The following is a 21,229-nucleotide window of genomic DNA, read 5'->3' as shown; positions in this document are numbered from 1 at the left end:
AGACTAACCTCCGATCATATGCATACTAATTTTTCTGTGAGTCTGCTGCGCCTGTATGGCATGAAACCCTGCGTTTTTATTCCAGATATAAGTTGCAAGCTTTTGCTCTAATCCGTTTGGAGACAATGTTGTCTCAGCTTCAAGTTGTTCAATCTCCTTTTTTAAAGCCAAGCCCTGCGTAGCAAACAAACAGTTATAAAACTCCCCTTGCGCAGTCAGTCGGACACGGTCACATTCCCCACAAAATGCATGGGTAATGGTTGAAATAATGCCAATGGGATGCCCATCGACCAAGTATTGTCGTGCTGGACTGCGGGTTGGTTCTGTTAGGGTTTGAATGCTGAAGGTCGATGCAAGCGTAGTCAAAATTTGTTGTTCACTGACCACATGTTCCGCAGTCCAACATCGGTCGCCATCGAGCGGCATAAATTCAATAAACCGCAGTGGAATCCCCAAGTCTTTTGCCCACTGCACCAGTGGAATAATCTGATCTTCATTTGTGCCTTGCATCAGCACCGTATTAATTTTAACTAACAGTCCGACTGCTAAAGCAGCTTGAATTCCTTCAAGTACAGGCGCTAGCTGTTTTTGGGTGAGCTGTTCAAATTGTGTGGCATTTAGACTATCTAAACTAATATTGAGATTGTCGAGTCCGGCAAGTTTTAACGCTTGTGCATATTTCTTTAGGTAATGACCATTACTGGTCATGGAAATTTGCTTGAGTCCAAGTGGTCTTAGTTTTTGTAATTCTGCAATAAAGTACACCACCCCCTGACGCATTAAGGGTTCGCCCCCAGTAATGCGGATATGTTCAATGCCACGTTGCACCATAAACTGGCAAAACTGGAACAGGGCTTCAAAGCTGAGCAATTGGTGTTTCTTCATCCATTCTGGATGTTCAGGCATGCAATAGACACACTTGAAATTACAGCGATCCGTCACTGAAATTCTAAGTTTACGCTTGCTGCGACCATATTGGTCTGTAAAAGCCGCGCTAACGTTGTGTCTAAATTTTGTCATACTGATATTCCAAGTTGGGAATGACCACCGCACCATCACTGTGCTGTTGCATTTATTGCACTGCGATTGTGCTTATAGCTATAAAATACTTAGCAATAAGTGTTCCAACTTTGTGCTTGAAGAACATTTAAATGAGGAGTTTTAATTGCTGGTGTTGTTGTAATTCATCCAGTGAATTAATACTGTGAAAAAATAAGTTTTTGTTATTAAAGTGCGCCACTTGCGAGTGCAATTCTGCAAAGCACTGTCTTAAGCTGAACTGTTTTAGTTCAATATGATGATTTAGTTGCGTCAATGCACTACGTTTAAGCAGACAGAAGGGATACAGTGCCCGACCATTGATTGCCACATAAGCCACTTCAGCATGTATGTTTTTTTCCAGTGCGGCATGCAGTTTTTCAATCACACGTTTTGGAATATACGTCACATCGCAAGGTACAAATAATACATAATCGGCCTGAACATGCGCCCACGCACTTTTCATTCCCATCAATGGACCTAAAAATCCCGCTTGCTCATCTTGATAATAGTGAATACTCGGCACAAGTTTACGATACAGTGAATAGTCCCGATGACTATTCACCCAGACGGTATTGACCTGATTTTTTAAAGTTTGTTGAATTTTTAAAAGTTGCATCTGGTCATCAAAGGTTTGTAAAAGTTTATTCATCCCATTCATGCGTCGTGCTTGTCCTCCCGCAAGAATGACCAGATCAGTGACAGGATAGCTTTTGCTCATTCCACACCCTCCGTTTGACAGGCTTTAATTAAACCGCGAATTTCAGGCAGACAAGAACCACAGTTGCCGCCTGCTTTTAAACATGCCGTGACTTGTTTTTCGTTGGTGATGTTTTTCTCTTTAATAGTTTCCATTATTCTGTTCTTGCCGACTTTAAAACAACTACAGACCAATGGACCTTCATTGTTGTTCATCGACATAGGCTGCCCTGCCAACAAAGCCTTTCGGTGCAGAGCACTGAGACGTTCACGCTTAAACAAAGTCGCAACCCAGTCACGATCTGGCAGCAAGGCACGCGGCGCAATGTAGAGGCTGGCGATTAAAATCCCATCTTTCAATATGACGCTATGGCTGATTTGAGCACTATGATCATCAAGATTGAGCCATTCAAAACTTTCATCATGAAACGGCAACAGGGCTTTTAAATCTTGGGTGATATTTTCATATTTACGACGATCTGCAAGTTCATAGCGTACGGCTTTGGCCGTAGTGACTTTGGTCCACCAAACACAGGCTTCAATAGAGCCCTTCACCATCATAGCAAACTCATTTCGCACATAAAATACCCCTTGCCATTGGGTGTAAAAGGGTTGCAGCATCACTGGCGTGTGTTTAAATTCAGGCTCACCAGAAATGGCATCCACCACGGGATTCACCACTTTACCAATCCGTGCATCTGAAGCGACTTGGTCATTCCAATGAATGGGTGCAAAGATTTGACCACGGCGAATGCCTTGTGAAATGGTGGTTTTAAGTACACATCGCCCCCAAGCCGATGAAACCTCAACCAAATCTCCTTCTTTTAAGCCATATTTCAAAGCATCTTGTGCGTGTATTTCACAAAAGGGCTCGGCACGATGGGTACTTAAATTTGCCGATAATCCTGTCCGGCTCATGGTGTGCCATTGATCACGAATACGCCCAGTATTTAAGATCAAAGGATACTCACGGGTACACGCATGCGCAGGTGCGACATTTTCAACCGCAATAAATCGAGCTTTTGCATTGGCATGGCTAAATTGCCCATTGGCATAAATTTGTCGCACAGTTTCAGCGGACTGCTGTTTCTCCCAAACGGGCCACTGAATAGGATTTAAATCATCATATTCTTGCGCTGTGAGTTCGGTTAAGCCTTGCAAATTAAAATAGCGAAAGGTCTCTGATTCATCTCGACGTACTAAAGGGACATTTTTACAGGCAGAAAGTTGAGCGTGTTCGGTAAATATCTGACTGACATTTTGAAAGTCAAACCCACTAAAGCCCATTTTTTGGGCCACTTGAGAAACCGTCCACCAATCTGCCTTGGCAATGCCTGGGGCATCTAAAAATGCACGTTGTCTGGAAATGCGACGTTCTGAGTTGGTGACGGTGCCATCTTTTTCTCCCCAGCCTAATGCCGGTAATAAAACATCGGCAAAAGCAGTGGTATCCGTGTTTTCACAAATATCTGAAACCACAACGAACGGACATTTTTCTAAGGCGCGTTTGACTTGATCGGCATTGGGTAAACTGACGACGGGATTGGTTGCCATAATCCACAGCGCCTTGATTTTGCCAGTTTCAACCGCCTCAAATAAGTCTACCGCTTTTAAACCGGCTGCTTTGGCAATAACAGGACTTTGCCAGAAATTCTGTACCAACTGCTGATGCTGTACATTATCAAGATCTAAATGGGCGGCCAGCATATTGGCGAGACCCCCCACTTCACGTCCTCCCATGGCATTCGGCTGACCTGTCATTGAGAACGGTGCGGCACCCGTTTTACCAATTTTCCCACTATATAAATGGCAATTGGTAATGGCATTGGCTTTGTTCACCCCTTGCGAGGATTGATTCACGCCCATAGAAAACAGGGTCATCACGCGTTCAGTTTGTGCAAATTTTGCATAAAATTGCAGTAGTTTTTCGAGGCTAATTCCGGTTTGTGTTGCGACATCTTCAGGGTTTTGTTCCACTAGGCTACTGTGTAAGGCAGCTTCAATACCTTGGGTATGTGCCTCAATAAAAGCCTGATCGGCAAAACCGTTTTGCTGCAAATATTGTAATAAGCCATTAAACAGTGCGATATCCTGTCCGGGTAAAATCGGCAAATGTAAATCTGCCTGTTCACAGGTACTGGTAAACCGTGGATCGACCACAACCACGAAAATATCGCGTTCAGCTTTGGCTTGCATAATGCGCTGATACAAAACAGGATGGCACCATGCGGTATTCGAGCCGACCAAAACCACCATGTCGGTCTGTTCGAAGTCTTGGTAACTCGCAGGGACTATGTCTTCCCCAAAAACACGTTTATGTGCTGCCACTGCGGAAGACATGCATAAGCGTGAATTGGTGTCGATATTTGCCGTACCTAAATAGCCTTTTACAAACTTATTTACCACATAATAGTCTTCAGTCAGCAACTGCCCTGACACATAGAAGGCAATACTTTCAGCTCCATATTGCTCAATACAGGCTTGAAACTGTTGTGCAACCTGACTGATCGCAGCATCCCATGTCGTCATTTTACGCTGTGTATTTCTACCTAACATCGGCTGCAATAAGCGTGTATCCAGTCCAAGGGTATCGGCTAAATTACTGCCTTTAATACACAATTTACCAAAATTGGAGGGATGTGTAGCATCTCCCTCCACACTGACGACTTGCCCTTGCGCCGTATGTTTGACATGTGCAACCACACCACAACCCACGCCACAATAAGGACAGGTTGTGTTTGTACTCACCGAAACTTGTGTCGTTGAGCTTTGAAGTTCCACAAATGGAATACTGGTCATACGCTGCTCCCTTTTATTACGTTTGAACCCATGGCAGCAAAAATTGTTGTACCTAAAATTAGCCTACTTTTTTTAATGCAAAATCCCGACCAAAAAGCAATTTATTGCGAATATTGGAGATTGGAGTCTGATCCGCAATCAATTCTGCATACCAAGCCCCATCTTCCGTATCGCCAAACAATACCGCGCCAATCACTTTGTCATGCTGAATAATGATGCGTTTATAAATTTGACGCTTTTCATCATTTAAGATGATGTCTTCAAAATCTTCCGTCGGTTCGAAATTACCTGCGGAGAACACATCCACACCACTGACTTTCAGTTGAGTCGGCACAGTAGGTGCTTTGAAGGTCAAACTGCCATGCTCTGCCAAATGTGATGCACAGATAAAGGCTTGTCCCCATAAGGGTTCGACTAAACCAAAGGTCTGACTGCGATGTTCAATACATTCACCGACGGCATAGATACTTGGGTCATAGGTTTGCATGGTGTCATTCACCATAACCCCGCGATTCGTTCTTAAACCTGCACTTTGCGCCAAGGTGATATTTGGGCGAATACCGACTGCAAATACCACTAAGTCTGCATCTAATAGCGTTCCATCTTTCAGGCGAATTTGATTGACATGACCGTCTACACCTAACAACGCCTCAGTATTGGCTTCGGTAATAATCTTGATGCCTTTTTCTTCAATGCTATGTCGAAGCATGTGGCTGGCACGACTGTCGAGTTGGCGATCCATAATACGATCCATCAAATGCAGTACGGTGACATTCATGCCACGGCGTTTTAAACCGTAGGCGGCTTCTAGTCCAAGTAAACCTCCACCAATCACCACAGCATTTTTCTTGTTTTGGGTATATTCCAGCATCTGATTGACATCATAAATGTCGCGGAAGCTCATCACACCTTTCAGGTCAATCCCAGCAATCGGTGGAATAAACGGTTTTGAACCTGTCGCTAAAATCAAGCGATCGTAATTCACTACCATGCCTTTTTGGGTATGAACTTGCTTACGCGGACGATCAATTTTGATAGCAGGGTCGTCTGCAATCAACTGAATGCCTTTTTCGCTATACCACGCATGCGAATGCAGCATGATATCGTCAATGGTTTTATCCCCCGAAAGCACAGGTGACAGCATAATACGGTTATAGTTGCCCCATGGTTCTTCACCAATTACCGTGATTTCATAACGATCGGGTGCCATATCCAATAAGTCTTCAAGGCAACGCATGCCTGCTAAACCATTCCCCACCAACACCAGTTTCATTTTTTCTGAACTGACGCCGTTGTTAGTGATATAGGTTTTTTGTGCAGCTGGACAGACCATCACGCGGTCATCTTGAATTTTGGTTGGAAACACCAAAAGTTTTTGATCTTTATCTTCCAAGCAACGCCCAGTTGCCAAGCTAAAGTGTTGTTTATAAATTGGAGAAGCGATCACGCGCTCCCCTTGCAAGTCGCCGATAATGCCACGGCTCATGACATTGGCTTGGCTAAACGGATCTTTATTACTGAGTGCATATACCCGCTTTTCTGTACCGACACGGAACAGCGCCACAGATTGTCCACCGACTAATGCTCCCACACCTGTATTCGGGGTGATGTCTTGTAATGCGCAAACATCAATCCACTCTTGTTCTGGAAGCATATTTTTATTGTTTAAACTGGTCATCTTAATTCTCCTGATTATGCTTCAACCATTGGAATACGCTCTGCGGCACGCTCCGCCTCACTAAGTGGACGAATTTGTCCACGCTCTTGCGTAAATTGAATATGTGGATCAGCTTGCTGGTCTGCCTCAGCATTAATATACGTTTGGAAGCGTTTACGGATTTCAGGGTTTTCCACTGCGGTACGCCATTCATCTTGATAAGTACCAATAATGTGCTGCATACGACGCTCAAGTTCAGCGGCAAGACCCAGTGAGTCTTCAATAATTACTGATTTTAGATAATCCAAGCCGCCTTCCATGTTGTCGCGCCATACGCTGGTACGTTGCAAGCGATCAGCCGTTTGAATATAGAACATGAAGAACCGGTCGATATAACGAATCAGGGTTTCAGTATTTAAGTCAGATGCAATCAGTTCTGCATGGCGTGGTTTCATGCCGCCATTACCGCAGACATACAAGTTCCAGCCTTTTTCAGTGGCAATCACGCCAACGTCTTTCCCTTGTGCTTCAGCACATTCGCGGGTACAGCCCGACACGGCCATTTTTAATTTATGTGGTGAACGGAGTCCTTTGTAACGGTTCTCAAGGAAAATGGCTAAACCGACTGAATCATCTACACCATAACGGCACCACGTACTTCCAACACAAGATTTCACGGTACGCAGTGATTTACCGTAAGCATGACCCGATTCAAAACCTGCCGCATTCAGTTCTTCCCAAATAAGTGGCAACTGGTGGACTTGTGCTCCGAACATATCGACACGTTGACCACCAGTAATTTTGGTATAGAGATTATATTTTTTGGCAATTTGACCGACTGCAATCAGGCCATCTGGCGTCACTTCCCCGCCGGCCATACGCGGTACAATTGAGTACGAACCATCTTTTTGAATATTACCCAAATAGTAGTCATTACTGTCTTGTAAACCGGCATGTTTTGGTTCAAGTACAAAGTCATTCCAGCAAGATGCCAAAATGTTCGCTGCCGCAGGTTTACAGATATCGCAGCCCAGACCATGTCCATGTTGATGGATCAGATCATCAAAACTCTTAATTTCATTCACGCGTACCAAGTGATACAACTCTTGGCGTGAGTACGGGAAGTGTTCGCAAATGTGATTATTGACCGTTACCCCTTGACGTTGTAATTCGGCTTTTAATACTTGTGTCACCAATGGTGTACAGCCACCGCAAGCCGTCGCTGCTTTGGTACATTTCTTCAATGCACCTAACGAGGTTGAACCATCACTAATGGCTTGGCAAATATCGGCTTTGGAAACGTTGTTACAGGAACAAATGGTGGCACTGTCTGGGAGTAAATCAACACCACTCCCACCTGCTTTGGCACCTGAGTCGGTAAAGCCCGGCATGATCAGGCTTTCTGGCACTTCAGGTAAGGCCAGTCCATTCAGCATCATTTGGAGTAAGTCATTATATTCTTTGGCATCGCCAACCAGTACTGCACCAAGCAATTTGTTTTTTTCAGCATTCACCACAATTTTTTTATACACCAGCGCGGCTTCATCGGCATAAAAATAGCTGAGTGAGTTGGGTGTCATGGCATGAGCATCACCGACTGAAGCCACATCGACACCCATCAATTTCAGTTTGGTGCTCATGTCTGCACCTGCAAACAGCGCGGTTTCCTGCTGCATGATGTGTTTAGCCGCAATCCGTGCCATGTCATAACCCGGTGCAACTAAACCATAAATTTTATTGTTCCAAAGTGCGCACTCACCAATTGCATAAACATCTTCATGGCTGGTTTGGCAGTAATCATTGATTACAATCCCGCCACGTTCACCAATTGCGAGTCCGCTAGCGCGAGCCAGTTCATCACGTGGGCGAATGCCTGCTGAAAACAGCACGATATCCGTTTCAAGTTCAGAACCATCGCCAAATTTCATGACATGAACCGCGGACGCACCATCCTCAATGGCTTGGGTTGCTTTTTGGGTATGCACTTTAACGCCAAGATTTTCGATTTTCGTACGTAATACCTTACCGCCCAAGTCATCAACCTGAACGGCCATCAAACGTGGTGCAAACTCGACTACATGGGTTTCCAGCTCTAAATCACGCAGTGCTTTGGCAGCTTCCAGCCCCAATAAACCACCACCAATCACAACCCCTGTTTTGGCATTTAAACTGGCAGCTTTAATGGCATCTAAGTCTTCAATGGTGCGGTACACAAAGCAATTTTTACGATCATTGCCCGGAATTGGCGGTACAAAGGCATAAGACCCTGTTGCTAGCACCAGTTTGTCATAACTTATGGTCTCACCATGATTGGTGGTCACGCATTTATTTTCAACATCTATACTGCTGGCTTTGGTATTGAGGCGTAAATCTATGCCATAGGCATCGGCAAAGTCCGCACGGGCAAGCGATAAATCTTTGGCACTTTTACCAGAGAAGTATTCGGTTAAATGTACTCGGTCATAAGCAAGACGAGGTTCTTCGGCAAGGATAGTGATTTCAACGTCATCCCCCGCATGTTCCAGCACACTCTCAATAAATTTGTGCCCGACCATACCATGACCAATCATAAGTAGTTTCATATTTATTCTCCTTAATTTTTTTACTTATGCCATGTTGTTGCGATCAAGCACGGCTTGTTCAAATAGACGTTGTTCTTTCTCTTTGTGTTCGACTGAAAAGCGGATCATGAGGACGAAACTGGCGGCAATCACAACCAGCCCACCGAGTACCATGAGGCAGGTTTGAATATCCAAAACACCTTTGAGGAGGAAACCTGCCGCAACTGCACCGACATTGCCGCCTGCCCCAATGATGCCTGCAACTCCACCTAAGGCATCACGGTCAATAAATGGCACCAAGGCATACGTTGCACCACACGCCATATGCGTGAATAAGGCAAATATCGTCATGCTTAAGATGGCCAGCACGGCTGTGCTCATTTGCGAGAATAAAATCAGGAACAGACCTTCCATCAAAATCATGCAGAACAAGACTTTGGTTCGACCATCCAGCCCTTTTTTAGTGGCAACCTTATCTGAAATAATGCCGCCTAAGGCACGAGCGAATAGCGCCAATAAACCGAAGATGCCTGCTGCGAGTCCTGCTTCTTTTAAACCAAAGTCAAAATTTTCGACGTAGTACATCGCCACAATGTTGTGAATGAAGATTTCAATACCGAAACACGCTGCGTATGCGCCAAATAGAATCCAAACCCGATAGTTACGCGCAGCATGCAGTAGAATGTTTAAGCCACCTTTTTTATCACTACCAACTTGCACGCCTTGAGCACGTAATTCTTTAAAGTTGCCTTGAGGACAATCTTGGGTATATTTCCAGTACAAGCCCCCAACAATCAGCATCATGATGCCTGGTACAAGCAAGGCAATACGCCAGCCCATAGATTGCTCTACACCAAACATCACAATTGCAGCTAACAACAGCGGCATTAAGGCTTGTGTAGCACCACCGCCCGCATTGCCCCAACCCGCCGTAGTGGCATTTGCCGTACCCACCACGTTGGGAGCAAACATAATGCTGGTATGGTATTGGGTAATCACAAAACTTGCGCCAATCGCACCAATTAAAAGGCGGAAAAACAGGAATGATTCATAACTGTTTGATGCAGCCACGCCAAATACTGGAATACTGCCTAAGATCAGTAAGGTGGTATAAGTTTTACGAGGGCCATATTTGTCACACAGCGGCCCCACGATCAATCGGACCAAAATGGTGATGGCGACTGCTGCAATATTGATATTGGCAATTTGATTTTTAGTGAGATGAAATTCACCCGCAATCACCGGCATTAAGGGTGCACAGGCAAACCATGCAAAGAAGCAGACAAAAAAGGCGAGCCAACTCATGTGGAAGGCTCGCATCGCTGAAGTCTTAAAGTTGAAAAGACTTATTGTTGTGGCTTTTTTCTCATATAAATTTGAAGACATAACCTTCTCCTTCCTGAACTGAACGTATTTAAAGTTCTGTTATCCCGCTTGTGCGGTTTAACAGTTCGATCAGAACGGACGTCGTTGGCCGTCTTGCAAATTTTAAGAGTCGTCTTTGACTCAAGTTGAATGTTGCAAAGTGTGTGCCAATATCCAAATTTTAATTTCAAATATATGATTTATATTAATAATATTTTTTATAGCGCGATCGATCATCGTTTAATTACGTTCGCGAAAGAAAGATGCTCTCCGCTACTTTGGTGCAAAATGCATTTTTTATTATCGAATGCCACTAAATGGCTCAACTTGCCTTTAAATAGTGCAAGATTGCGCGCCCAACCTAGTTCATCGTTATTTTTTGTATATGCAATCGTGATTCAAATTAGTTGGTCTACTTTTTGCTTACAAAATATTCAAATATAAATCGAGTCGATTTAGACTCATGAAATTAGCGATAGCTTACATATGTCAAAGCTTAGAATTGCCTTGATTGATGATGATCAAGATCGTGCGCACTACATTCAAGACTCCCTGATTAGTCATGGGTTTGATGTGGTTGCCTGCTTAACCATCGATCACCTGAATATGTTCAAACTTGAACATTTACATGCAGATGTCATTTTATTAGATATGGATCATCCTCATCGCGACATTATTGAAAGCTGCGTCAGCCAATTCGACCTACCTACCGTGCTTTTCACTCAAAATAGCCAAAAAGAGATGATTAAAAGTGCGATTGATGCAGGCATTACCGCTTATATTGTTGATGGCATAGACCCTGCCAAACTGGACAGTATTTTAGAAATTTCGATTGAACAGTATAAAAAACATAAAAAATTACTGGCTGATTTAAAGGAAACCAAAAGCAAACTGGCAGATCGTAAAGATGTCGAAAAAGCAAAAGTACTGCTGATGCAACTGCATCAGCTGACCGAAGATCAAGCCTTTCAGCTGTTACGTAAAAATGCAATGAGTCACCGCATCACGATGGGTGAAATGGCACGACGTTTACTTGATGCTCAAGAATTACTGCAAACCAAATTGAAGGATTAAGCCATGTCTGCATTAGAAAAAACTCAAATCCAACTTGGCTATATTCCACTTTTAGATTGTATTGCTTTGCTCTGGGCAAAACATCGTGGCTATTTTGAGGAACAAGGCTTAGAGGTTACACTGGTTAAAGAAGCCTCTTGGGCCAGTTTACGTGACCGTTTGGCTTTTGGGCTTTTAGATGCCGCGCACTGCCTTTCAGGGATTTTACCCGCAGCGTTAATTGGTACGGATCATATTGGCATTCCGTTCCAAACCCCGTTGGTGCTGAGCGTCAACCGCGCTTATATTAGCTTAAGCCAGAAACTGTGTTTTGAGTTGAATATACAACCAGAGCAGTCACCGGCGGATGTCGCACAGAAAGTGGTGGATGCAATACAACAAGGGAAAGATATTCAACTTGCGCATGTATTTGCCAATTCGATTCATCATTTTTGTATTCGGGAATGGCTGGCACTGGCTAATGCTGAAGTCGCCCATGCGCTAAAATTACGAATTTTGCCTCCACCTTATATGGTCGAAGCATTGAACAATCATGCAATTGATGGCTTTTGTGTGGGTGAACCGTGGAATACTCAAGGCGAAATTTTAGGGATTAGTCAGATTGTAGCCTCTAGCCAAGATGTCATTCCCGCCATAGCCGATAAGGTGCTGGCTGTGACAGCGGATTGGGCGAGTACTCATCCCAATACCCTACAAGCCATGACGCAAGCCATTAGCAAAGCCCAAAATGAAATTAAGACCATGCAGAATTTTAGTCAAATTTGGGAATTGTTACAGGCTTATGATGTGATTCAGTTTGAATGTTCCGACACGGTGCATGTGCAAAAATTTTATAAAATTCAGAACATCATTCGTAATTTTATTGAAGAGAGTGCCTGTCCTAAAGTTGAAGACTTTGCATGGCTCATGCAGCAAATGCAAAAATGGAGCAAACTACAAGTGCATGATGCTGAACTTAAAAACTTAAGCCAGCAATGCATCATTCAGCTTTAATATGTTCGATGAAGTTAAAGTTTTCTTAAGGTAAGGATTTGTTCACTGCGCCCAAACGGTCCATGCGTATCATGCAATACCGCACTGGTGAGTCCCACACCATCAGCTCCATATTGCTGTTCAACTTGCAGTCCTAACCACTCACCTTGCGGCAGTCGATACAAATGAATCTGTAAATCCAAATTCGGAAATGCCCAACCAGACTGCGGATCTTGACGAGGCACCACACCATTGGCCGTATCGACCATGCCCATCAGTTTAACAAAGTCACTGGTTGTGCTGCCTTCGACCATGTCACAATGATTAGTCAACCAAACCAAGCCCTTACCTGCACGTCGTGTCGGTTCGGCACGGGCTTCAATACTTTGAATATAGCCGCCTGGCCAACATTGCATACCATCCCAGATCGGTAATTGTTCTGGATGTTGTACCTTTTGATCTTCAAGTCCGGCAATACTGCTGCTATCTTGGGTCAGCATTTTCCATGCGCGTGCCACAATACAGGTTTTCCCCTGTGCCTGCATTTCACTTTCAATCAGCTCTATGGTTTTTCCTGCACGAATCAATCGCGTAGTAATCGTAAAATCACCAAATGCAATCAAACCAAAAATATCTAAACTGATTCGTCCAATCCGCATTTGATCCCGAGGTAAAAACTGTTCCAGTTCTGCACATAACACGCCTGTTGCGGGTGCCATATGTTGCTCATGTGGATTCCAGGCGCCTTGCGCATGAATATTGGCGGTATAATGTGCTGTAACGCTACCATCAGCATGCTGTTCACGCTGAATTAAACGATAATATGCTGGCATAATTCTGTCCCTGTAATTGCTCGACTGTGGTCTAAAATTGCTCCACAAAAGTGTTTATTTCACGGCGCAAAAACCATAATAATTCATCAGTTGACTGTAGGTTTTCACCTTCTTAAACCCGACATTAGAAAGTAATTGCTGCCCCATTTTGGGTGATACCAAAAAGAAATCGTGTTGTAAGCGCTCGACCATTTTTTCACTTTGCCCTGCACTCAAGCCATTATTTTCACAAAATTGTTTTAATACCAACACTTCATGAGCTTCGCTTTCTTTCATTAAGTCATAAGTCAGCAACATGCCGTTGGGTTTTAAGCCCGAAAAAATATCTTTAAAAAAGCTTTGTTTCGATTCTAGCGGAATAAAATGTGCCACCAATATACTTAGAACAGCATCAAACATCGGTTCATTTGCGAGACTTTTGGTATCACCATGGATAAAACGAACACGGTGAAGAACACCATGTTTTTCTAGGCGCTGCTTAGCTTTACACAGCATCACATGTGATGGATCAATCGCAGTGAACTGCCAGTTGGAGTGTTTTTGTGCTAAATATTGCAGTTCATAACCCGTACCGCAGCCCACCACTAAAATTTGCACCTGAGCTTGCTCACCATAGTGATGCGATAAAATGGCATCAACCTGCTGATGCGTTAATTCATATCCAGGAATGAGCTTGCGAATATGCTCATCATATCCATCCACCACCTGTTGGCTGTTAAAGTCTTTGCCCATGCTGAACCCTTTATTATTGTTTGGCATACATTCATGCAGTTTTAAAATTTGCTGTGTTGTATGCGACTCTATTGTTTCATTAAGCCACTGCCATCGCATCGACCGTTAGTTCGGAAATACTCGGTTTAGGCTGTTCTACCGTTAAACCTAATTTTTGAAATAATTGCTGATCTTTACCCTGTGCCACATTTGTGGTGGTCAAAAGTTTTTCACCAGAGAAAATTGAATTTGCCCCGGCCATAAATGCCAGTGCTTGATCACTGTCTGATAAAGACTCTCGCCCAGCAGAAAGTCGAATATAGCTTTTCGGCATCACAATGCGTGCAACAGCAATCGTGCGAATCCATTCAGTTACATCAAGTTTTTCGACCTCTGCCAACGGTGTGCCTTCAATCGGCACCAACATGTTGACCGGAACCGATTCAGGATGAATCGGCAAGGTGGCCAATTCAAAGATTAAACCGATACGATCTGCACGTTGCTCCCCCAAACCGACAATACCACCACTACACACTTTTAAACCTGCATCACGAACATGCTGCAAGGTACCTAGGCGATCATCAAAACTGCGCGTACTGATAATATTTGGATAATGTTCACGTGAGGTGTCTAAGTTATGGTTGTAATAATCCAAGCCAGCTTGCTGTAAGCGTTGTGCCTGAGAAGGATTAAGCATCCCGAGTGTCATACAGGTTTCTAGACCTAAGGCTTTGACTTCGCGCACCATCTCTAATACATAAGGCATGTCACGTTCATGCGGATTACGCCAAGCAGCCCCCATGCAAAAACGCGAAGAACCCGAAGTTTTGGCGAGTTTTGCTTCTGCAATCACTTTTTCAACTGCAATGCGTTTTTCCGCTTCCAACTTTGAATCATAGCGAGCCGATTGTGAACAATATTTGCAATCTTCTGGGCATTTTCCCGTTTTAATCGAGAGTAAGGTGCTGACCTGAATCTGGTTAGCACTGAAATTTTGACGATGAATCTGTTGTGCCTGAAAAACCAAATCTAAAAATGGTTGCTGATACAGGTCTTGTATTTCTGCGCGAGTCCAATCGTGACGAAGTTGCATCATGATTTCCTTTTTATTGTTTGATTAGTTCAGACCATTTTCACTTTCCCTTTATTCTCAGTCGGAGAATAAAGGGAAAACTCAATTATCATGTGGAATTATGCGATATCTTCCAATAAATTCAGTTCCTTACGCATAAATTCTTGCAATTTGAATTTTTGCGCTTTGCCCGAAGCTGTCATTGGAAACTCGGTAAAGAAACGCACATAGCGCGGCACTTTGTTATGTGAAATATGCTCGGCACAGTAACGACGAATACTTTCTTCTGTCGTTTCATGATGTTCATGCAGAATAATGCAGGCACACAATTCTTCACCATAACGGGCATCTGGTAGACCAATCACCTGCACATCACTAACATCTGGATGGGTATATAAGAAATCTTCGATTTCTTTCGGGAACAGGTTTTCACCACCACGAATCACCACATCTTTGATGCGACCCTTAATTTTCACAAAGCCTTCATCGTCCATTTCTGCGATATCGCCCGTATGCATCCAACGTGCGTTATCAATCACTTCTTGGGTTTTCTCACCATCTTCCCAATAGCCCAGCATCACCGAATAACCACGGACACAGAGCTCACCCAGCTTGCCACGTGGGACGACCTTACCCGCTTCATCGACAATCTTGATTTCTAAATGCGGATGCACGCGACCAACTGTACCGACACGCTGCTCTACCGAGTCTGTGGTTGAGCTTTGCGCACTCACAGGAGCCGTTTCAGTCATGCCATAACAAATGGTAATTTCTGTCATATGCATACGTTCCATTACACGTTGCATAATTTCACGTGGACATGGACTGCCCGCCATAATGCCAGTTCGTAAACTGCTTAAATCAAATTCATCGAACTGTTCATGCTCTAAAATGGCAATGAACATGGTTGGCACCCCATACGCTGCGGTACATTTTTCTTGTTGAATGGCTTTAAGCGTATCTAAAGGATTAAACACGGCCGATGGATAGACCATGGTTGAACCATGCGTAATACACGCCAAATTGCCCATCACCATACCAAAGCAGTGGAATAATGGCACTGAAATACATACCCGATCTTTCGGGCTTAAATGAATCGCTTCTCCGACAAAATAACCGTTATTTAAAATGTTATTGTGTGTGAGCATGGTGCCTTTCGGATTACCCGTAGTGCCCGAAGTAAATTGAATATTGATGGTTTCATCAAACTGGAGTTCACTGGCAATTGTACTTAAGGTTTCTAGCTGTTTTTTGGTCGGCTCAAGCAAAAGATCATCGAAACGATGAATGCCGGTCTGTTCTACTGGATCAATTTTAATGACGTGTTTTAAATGCGGTAAACGCAAAGAATTTAAAAATTTATTCTCAGTTTCCAGAATTTCTGGGGCAATTTTGGTTAAAAGCTCTTGATAATTGGTGGTTTTAAATTGTGAAGCAATCACTAAACCTTTACAAGACACCTTATTTAACACGTACTCAAGTTCATTACTTTTATACGCAGTATTCAGGTTGACCAAAATAATGCCAGCTTTAAAGGCAGCAAACTGGGTAATGGTCCATTCCACACAATTGGGTGACCAAATGGCAAGACGATCGCCTTTTTTAAATCCTAGTTTGAGTAAGCTACAAGCCAGTGCATTCACCTGAGCTTGTAGCTCTTTATAGCTTAAGCGTACATTTTGGTGCACACTGACCACTGCATCCTGATCTGCATATTGTTCACATGCCTGATCAAATTTTTCACCAATGGTCATGCCCAGTAAAGGCTGACTGCTGGTTCCATACGCGTAGCTTAACCGTACCTGTGTCATTTGAATCACTCTCCTTGATTCTTTGTAATTCTGATTTTTACTCTTTTAGTTTTACAACGTTGACTACTGTGTACGTGATTGCTTGCTTTGCATATAAGACTATTTAATTACGCTCCTGTAATTTGCACAGCTTGTACACAAAAATCAGCGACCTGTTTCACAAAGTAGTCTTTGTATTTTTGATCAAACATCACATTACGTGATGGATTTAAAGGCTCAATAACTACGAAAGTCATACTTCCGACAATGCATAACGCCACAGTATTTAAGTCTTCAAATCCGAACTCGCCATTGACTTTCCCTTCGGCAAGAATCTCGTTAATGCTTTGTTTAATCAATTGTTTACTGCGAAAACGCTCATGTTCAATAATTGGATCTACAGGTTCGAACATCAGCGAATACGACAGTTGAGGACTATTTAATGCCCGCTTCACAAACGTGGTGACAGCCTTGTGGAGCTTCTGCTGTGCCGTCATGCCTTCGCTGCTCGCAATGGTATTCAAAATATGAATCTCATGTTGAATCGCTTCAGACAACACCTCAATTAAGACTTCACTTTTATTGTCAAAATAGCGGTAAACTAAGCCACTAGAAACGCCTGCACGCTCCGCAATCGCTTGAATTTGCGCATCCTTAAATCCCCCTTGAGCAATAAGTTCACGCGCAGATTGCAAAATCGATTGTCGATTTTGTTCCATTCGTTCTTGCATCAAAGTCGATCTTTTATAGCTCATAATCTTATTCTCATCCAGATAAAATGAATTGTAAATCATTTTGTGAATTTTAGTTCACTTTTTTAAAAAATAGATGTATTGTAAAACTACAAGCACAACAACAATGCTTATTGGACAACAAATATAACCTCAGGATGAACAGCATGAACGCACACGTTCCATTACAACTTAATCTGCAAACCTTAAGTTTCGGTTTAGATGAAACTCTGCTCGCACTACGTGATTCAGTTGCAGCTTTTTGTGCAAAAGAAATTGCACCGATTGCTCAGCAAGTAGATCGTGACAATGTATTCCCTGCTCACCTGTGGAAGAAAATGGGTGATATGGGCTTACATGGTCTAACAGTCAGTGAAGAATACGGTGGTTCTAACCTCGGTTATTTAGCGCATATTATTGTTATGCAAGAAATCTCACGTGCATCTGCCGCTATAGGATTGTCTTACGGGGCACATTCTAACCTATGTATCAACCAAATTAAGCGAAATGGTAACGAAGAACAAAAACAACGTTATTTACCAAAACTCATTTCGGGTGATTATGTTGGTGCTTTAGCCATGTCAGAACCGAATGCGGGCTCCGATGTAGTCAGCATGAAGCTGAAAGCAGAAGAACAAGGTGATCATTACATTTTAAATGGTTCAAAAATGTGGATCACCAATGGTGGTGATGCCGATGTTTTGGTGGTGTATGCCAAAACTGATTTACAAGCGGGTGCGAAAGGCATGACGGCATTCCTGATTGAAAAAGATATGCCAGGTTTTAGCCACGGTAACCATTTAGACAAGTTAGGTATGCGCGGCTCAAATACTTACCCGCTATTTTTCGACAATGTGAAAGTACCGAAAGAAAATGTACTCGGCGGTGTCGGTAATGGCGTGAAGGTATTGATGAGCGGTCTGGATTATGAACGTGCGGTACTGAGTGCTGGTCCGCTTGGCATTATGGATGCCTGCATGGATACCGTGATTCCGTATATCCACGATCGTAAACAGTTTGGGCAAGCATTGGGTGAGTTCCAGCTCATGCAAGGCAAAATTGCTGATATGTACTCAACTTGGTTGGCTTGTAAAGCACTGGTTTATGCCGTAGGTGCTGAATGTGACAAAGCTGAGCATAGCCGTAGCTTACGCAAAGATGCAGCCAGTGCCATTCTTTATGCAGCTGAAAAAGCCACTTGGATGGCTGGTGAAACTATTCAAGCCTTAGGTGGAAATGGTTATATCAATGAATTTTCTGCAGGACGTTTATGGCGTGATGCGAAACTTTATGAAATTGGCGCAGGAACTTCAGAAATCCGCCGGATGTTAATCGGTCGTGAATTATTTAACGAAACTGCTTAATCCCTCTGGCCCAATTTATACAAGGAAGTTTCTATGAATCAATTACAAACCAAAATGCATAGCGGTCAGGATGAGTTTAATCTGGTGCAAATGCCAAAACAGACCAATCAGAACATGACTTTTGCAAGCCAAGGCTCAGACTTGAATCAGCTTAAAACGAAGATTAACAGCCGAAGTGATGAGTTCAAGAACAATCAGGCCACGATGCTGAATTTGGTTCAAGATTTACAACAAGTCAGCCAGAAAATTGCGCTGGGTGGTGGTGAAAGCGCACGCCAAAAACATATTGCCCGTGGCAAACTGTTGGCACGTGACCGTATTGATCAGCTGATTGATGCTGGTACAGCTTTCTTGGAAATTGGCCAATTGGCTGCCCATAACGTCTATGCCGATGATGTCCCTGCGGCGGGTGTGGTTGCTGGGATTGGTCAGGTCAATGGTGTCACCTGCATGATCGTTGCCAATGATGCAACGGTAAAAGGTGGAACGTATTACCCTCTCACGGTGAAAAAACACTTACGTGCGCAAGAAATTGCCGAGCAAAATCACTTGCCTTGCATTTACTTGGTCGACTCAGGCGGTGCCTATTTACCCATGCAAGACGAAGTATTCCCAGACCGTGATCACTTCGGGCGTATTTTCTATAATCAGGCTCGTATGTCGAGCTTAGGGATTGCTCAAATTGCAGTCGTAATGGGTAGCTGTACCGCAGGCGGGGCTTATGTGCCTGCCATGTCGGATGAAACCATTATTGTGCGTAACCAAGGCACCATTTTCTTGGGTGGTCCCCCATTGGTCAAAGCAGCCACAGGTGAAGTGGTCAGCAGTGAAGACCTTGGTGGTGGTGATGTGCATACTCGCCTGTCTGGGGTTGCTGACCATTTGGCAGAAAACGATGAGCATGCCATTCAAATTGCACGCAACATCGTGGCTAACTTGAATATCAAACCTCAAAAAACTGCGGATGAAATTGAAGCGCCACTTTTCCCAGCCGAAGAGTTGTATGGCATTGTGCCAAGTGATACGCGTAAGCCATTTGATGTGCGTGAAATTATTGCCCGTATTGTCGATGGCTCACGTTTAGATGAATTTAAAGCTCGCTTTGGTACCACTTTAATTACAGGCTTTGCCAAAATTTATGGCATGCCGGTTGGGATTATTGCCAATAACGGTATTTTATTTTCCGAATCAGCACAAAAAGGCGCACACTTTATTGAGCTTTGTGTGCAACGCAATATTCCATTATTGTTTTTGCAAAACATCACTGGCTTTATGGTCGGACGTCAGTACGAAAATGAAGGAATTGCCAAACATGGTGCCAAACTGGTGATGGCAGTTGCCACAGCTAACGTACCTAAACTGACCTTAATTATTGGTGGTTCATTTGGAGCAGGCAACTACGGCATGTGCGGTCGTGCCTATTCCCCACGCTTCTTGTGGACTTGGCCAAATTCACGTATTTCCGTGATGGGCGGCGAACAAGCAGCCAGCGTCCTTTCAACCATCAAACGTGATCAAATTGAACAAAAAGGCGAATCTTGGTCTGCCGATGCAGAAGATCAGTTTAAACAACCGATTCGCGATCAATACGAACGCCAAGGTCATCCATACTATGCCTCTGCACGTTTATGGGATGACGGTGTGATTGACCCTGCTCAATCACGTCAAGTATTGGGTTTAAGTTTGGCGGCGGCATTGAATGCTCCAATTCAACCGACCAAATATGGCGTGTTCCGCATGTAAGAGGTGAAAAATGGACTATCAATTTTTACAACTGGAACAACAGCAGCAAGTGGCAACGGTGTGGATTAACCGTGCCGAACTGCACAATGCCTTCAACACAACAGTGATTGAAGAGTTGCATGACTGCTTTCAACAGCTGAATGGGCGTGAGGATATTCGTGTGGTGATTTTAGCGGGTCGTGGCAAAAGCTTCTCGGCGGGTGCAGATTTAAACTGGATGAAACAAGCTGGACAAGCCTCACAAGCAGACAACGAAGCGGATGCTTTAAAACTGGCGAAAATGCTGCAAAGCCTTGCCACCTTAAAGCAACCGACCATTGCGCGTGTGCAAGGTATTGCCTTCGGTGGTGGCATGGGTCTCGCTTCTGCTTGTGATATTTGTGTAGCCAGTACGGATGCGAAGTTTGCGACTTCAGAAGTTCGCTTAGGTTTAGCCCCATCCACCATTAGTCCTTATGTGATTCGTGCCATTGGCGCACGTCAGGCTTCGCGTTACTTCCTTACCGCTGAACGCATCAGTGCCGAGCAAGCGCTCCAGATTGGTTTAGCGCATGAAGTCACCCCACCTGAATTGCTGGATGCCAAAGTCGATGAAATTGTACAAGCATTATTATTGGGTGGGCCTGAAGCTCAAGCAGCATCCAAACAACTGATTCAGATGGTCAATCAACAAAGTGTGGATGAAAGTCTGTTGTTAAAAACAGCTCAACATATTGCCCATGTACGTCAAGGCGAAGAAGCAAAAAATGGACTGAATGCTTTTTTAAATAAACATAGCCCCGCTTGGATTAAGGCAACGGCATAACGATAATAAGGACAG

16 protein-coding genes are annotated in these 21,229 nt (G+C 43.8%); 5 read left to right on the top strand and 11 right to left on the bottom strand.

Annotated features, from left to right (window positions below):
- Positions 1–3: 3 nt before the first annotated feature.
- From moaA to AC6CHI_RS09855, 6 genes are all read right to left on the bottom strand, one after another.
- Positions 4–1,020, bottom strand: coding sequence for a GTP 3',8-cyclase MoaA (gene moaA, locus AC6CHI_RS09880; protein WP_498121031.1), 1,017 nt, complete (start codon positions 1,018–1,020; stop codon positions 4–6).
- 127 nt (positions 1,021–1,147) lie between these two features.
- On the bottom strand, positions 1,148–1,759 hold the full coding sequence (mobA, locus tag AC6CHI_RS09875; RefSeq protein WP_498121030.1) for a molybdenum cofactor guanylyltransferase: 612 nt from the start codon (positions 1,757–1,759) through the stop codon (positions 1,148–1,150).
- Complete coding sequence (locus tag AC6CHI_RS09870; RefSeq protein ID WP_498121029.1) at positions 1,756–4,536, bottom strand: molybdopterin-dependent oxidoreductase; 2,781 nt, start codon at positions 4,534–4,536, stop codon at positions 1,756–1,758. Before AC6CHI_RS09870 ends, mobA begins: the two co-directional genes overlap by 4 nt.
- 58 nt (positions 4,537–4,594) lie before the next feature.
- On the bottom strand, positions 4,595–6,214 hold the full coding sequence (gene nirD, locus AC6CHI_RS09865; protein WP_498121028.1) for a nitrite reductase small subunit NirD: 1,620 nt from the start codon (positions 6,212–6,214) through the stop codon (positions 4,595–4,597).
- Positions 6,215–6,228: 14 nt separating this feature from the next.
- Complete coding sequence (gene nirB / locus AC6CHI_RS09860) at positions 6,229–8,775, bottom strand: nitrite reductase large subunit NirB (RefSeq protein ID WP_498121027.1); 2,547 nt, start codon at positions 8,773–8,775, stop codon at positions 6,229–6,231.
- Between the two features lie 24 nt (positions 8,776–8,799).
- Complete coding sequence (locus AC6CHI_RS09855) at positions 8,800–10,140, bottom strand: MFS transporter (protein ID WP_498121026.1); 1,341 nt, start codon at positions 10,138–10,140, stop codon at positions 8,800–8,802.
- Between the two features lie 465 nt (positions 10,141–10,605).
- Here AC6CHI_RS09855 and AC6CHI_RS09850 point away from each other — a divergent pair, with 465 nt between their 5' ends.
- Both AC6CHI_RS09850 and AC6CHI_RS09845 read left to right on the top strand, forming a co-directional pair.
- Positions 10,606–11,193 (top strand): ANTAR domain-containing response regulator, encoded by a 588-nt coding sequence (locus AC6CHI_RS09850; protein ID WP_458892068.1) that lies wholly within the window; start codon positions 10,606–10,608, stop codon positions 11,191–11,193.
- 3 nt (positions 11,194–11,196) lie between these two features.
- A complete protein-coding gene (locus AC6CHI_RS09845; protein ID WP_498121025.1) occupies positions 11,197–12,186 on the top strand; it encodes an ABC transporter substrate-binding protein in 990 nt (329 codons plus the stop codon).
- A gap of 14 nt (positions 12,187–12,200) precedes the next feature.
- On the opposite strand, the gene AC6CHI_RS09840 is transcribed toward AC6CHI_RS09845, so the two are convergent.
- The 5 genes from AC6CHI_RS09840 to AC6CHI_RS09820 form a co-directional block, all read right to left on the bottom strand.
- Positions 12,201–12,998, bottom strand: a complete 798-nt coding sequence (locus tag AC6CHI_RS09840; protein WP_498121024.1) for a thioesterase family protein — start codon at positions 12,996–12,998, stop codon at positions 12,201–12,203.
- Positions 12,999–13,052: 54 nt separating this feature from the next.
- On the bottom strand, positions 13,053–13,730 hold the full coding sequence (locus tag AC6CHI_RS09835; RefSeq protein WP_498121023.1) for a class I SAM-dependent methyltransferase: 678 nt from the start codon (positions 13,728–13,730) through the stop codon (positions 13,053–13,055).
- Between the two features lie 79 nt (positions 13,731–13,809).
- The gene (gene bioB, locus AC6CHI_RS09830; RefSeq protein WP_498121021.1) at positions 13,810–14,802 is read right to left on the bottom strand and encodes a biotin synthase BioB; all 993 of its coding nucleotides are present in this window, start codon (positions 14,800–14,802) and stop codon (positions 13,810–13,812) included.
- A 98-nt stretch (positions 14,803–14,900) separates the two neighbouring features.
- Positions 14,901–16,592, bottom strand: a complete 1,692-nt coding sequence (locus tag AC6CHI_RS09825) for an AMP-binding protein (RefSeq protein WP_498121020.1) — start codon at positions 16,590–16,592, stop codon at positions 14,901–14,903.
- 107 nt (positions 16,593–16,699) lie between these two features.
- Positions 16,700–17,326: a TetR/AcrR family transcriptional regulator gene (locus tag AC6CHI_RS09820; RefSeq protein WP_458892058.1), complete on the bottom strand. Its 627-nt coding sequence runs from the start codon at positions 17,324–17,326 to the stop codon at positions 16,700–16,702.
- A 143-nt stretch (positions 17,327–17,469) separates the two neighbouring features.
- Between AC6CHI_RS09820 and AC6CHI_RS09815 the strand changes: the two genes are divergently transcribed.
- The 3 genes from AC6CHI_RS09815 (at position 17,470) to AC6CHI_RS09805 (ending at position 21,214) form a co-directional block, all read left to right on the top strand.
- The gene (locus AC6CHI_RS09815; RefSeq protein ID WP_458892057.1) at positions 17,470–18,666 is read left to right on the top strand and encodes an isovaleryl-CoA dehydrogenase; all 1,197 of its coding nucleotides are present in this window, start codon (positions 17,470–17,472) and stop codon (positions 18,664–18,666) included.
- Between the two features lie 141 nt (positions 18,667–18,807).
- Positions 18,808–20,409, top strand: coding sequence for a carboxyl transferase domain-containing protein (locus AC6CHI_RS09810; protein WP_498121237.1), 1,602 nt, complete (start codon positions 18,808–18,810; stop codon positions 20,407–20,409).
- A gap of 10 nt (positions 20,410–20,419) precedes the next feature.
- Complete coding sequence (locus AC6CHI_RS09805) at positions 20,420–21,214, top strand: enoyl-CoA hydratase/isomerase family protein (RefSeq protein ID WP_498121018.1); 795 nt, start codon at positions 20,420–20,422, stop codon at positions 21,212–21,214.
- Positions 21,215–21,229: the final 15 nt, after the last annotated feature.

Source organism: Acinetobacter sp. GQ146, assembly GCF_059758585.1.
Note: the sequence above shows the minus strand (reverse complement) of the source record. Positions and strands in the feature narration are given on the sequence as shown.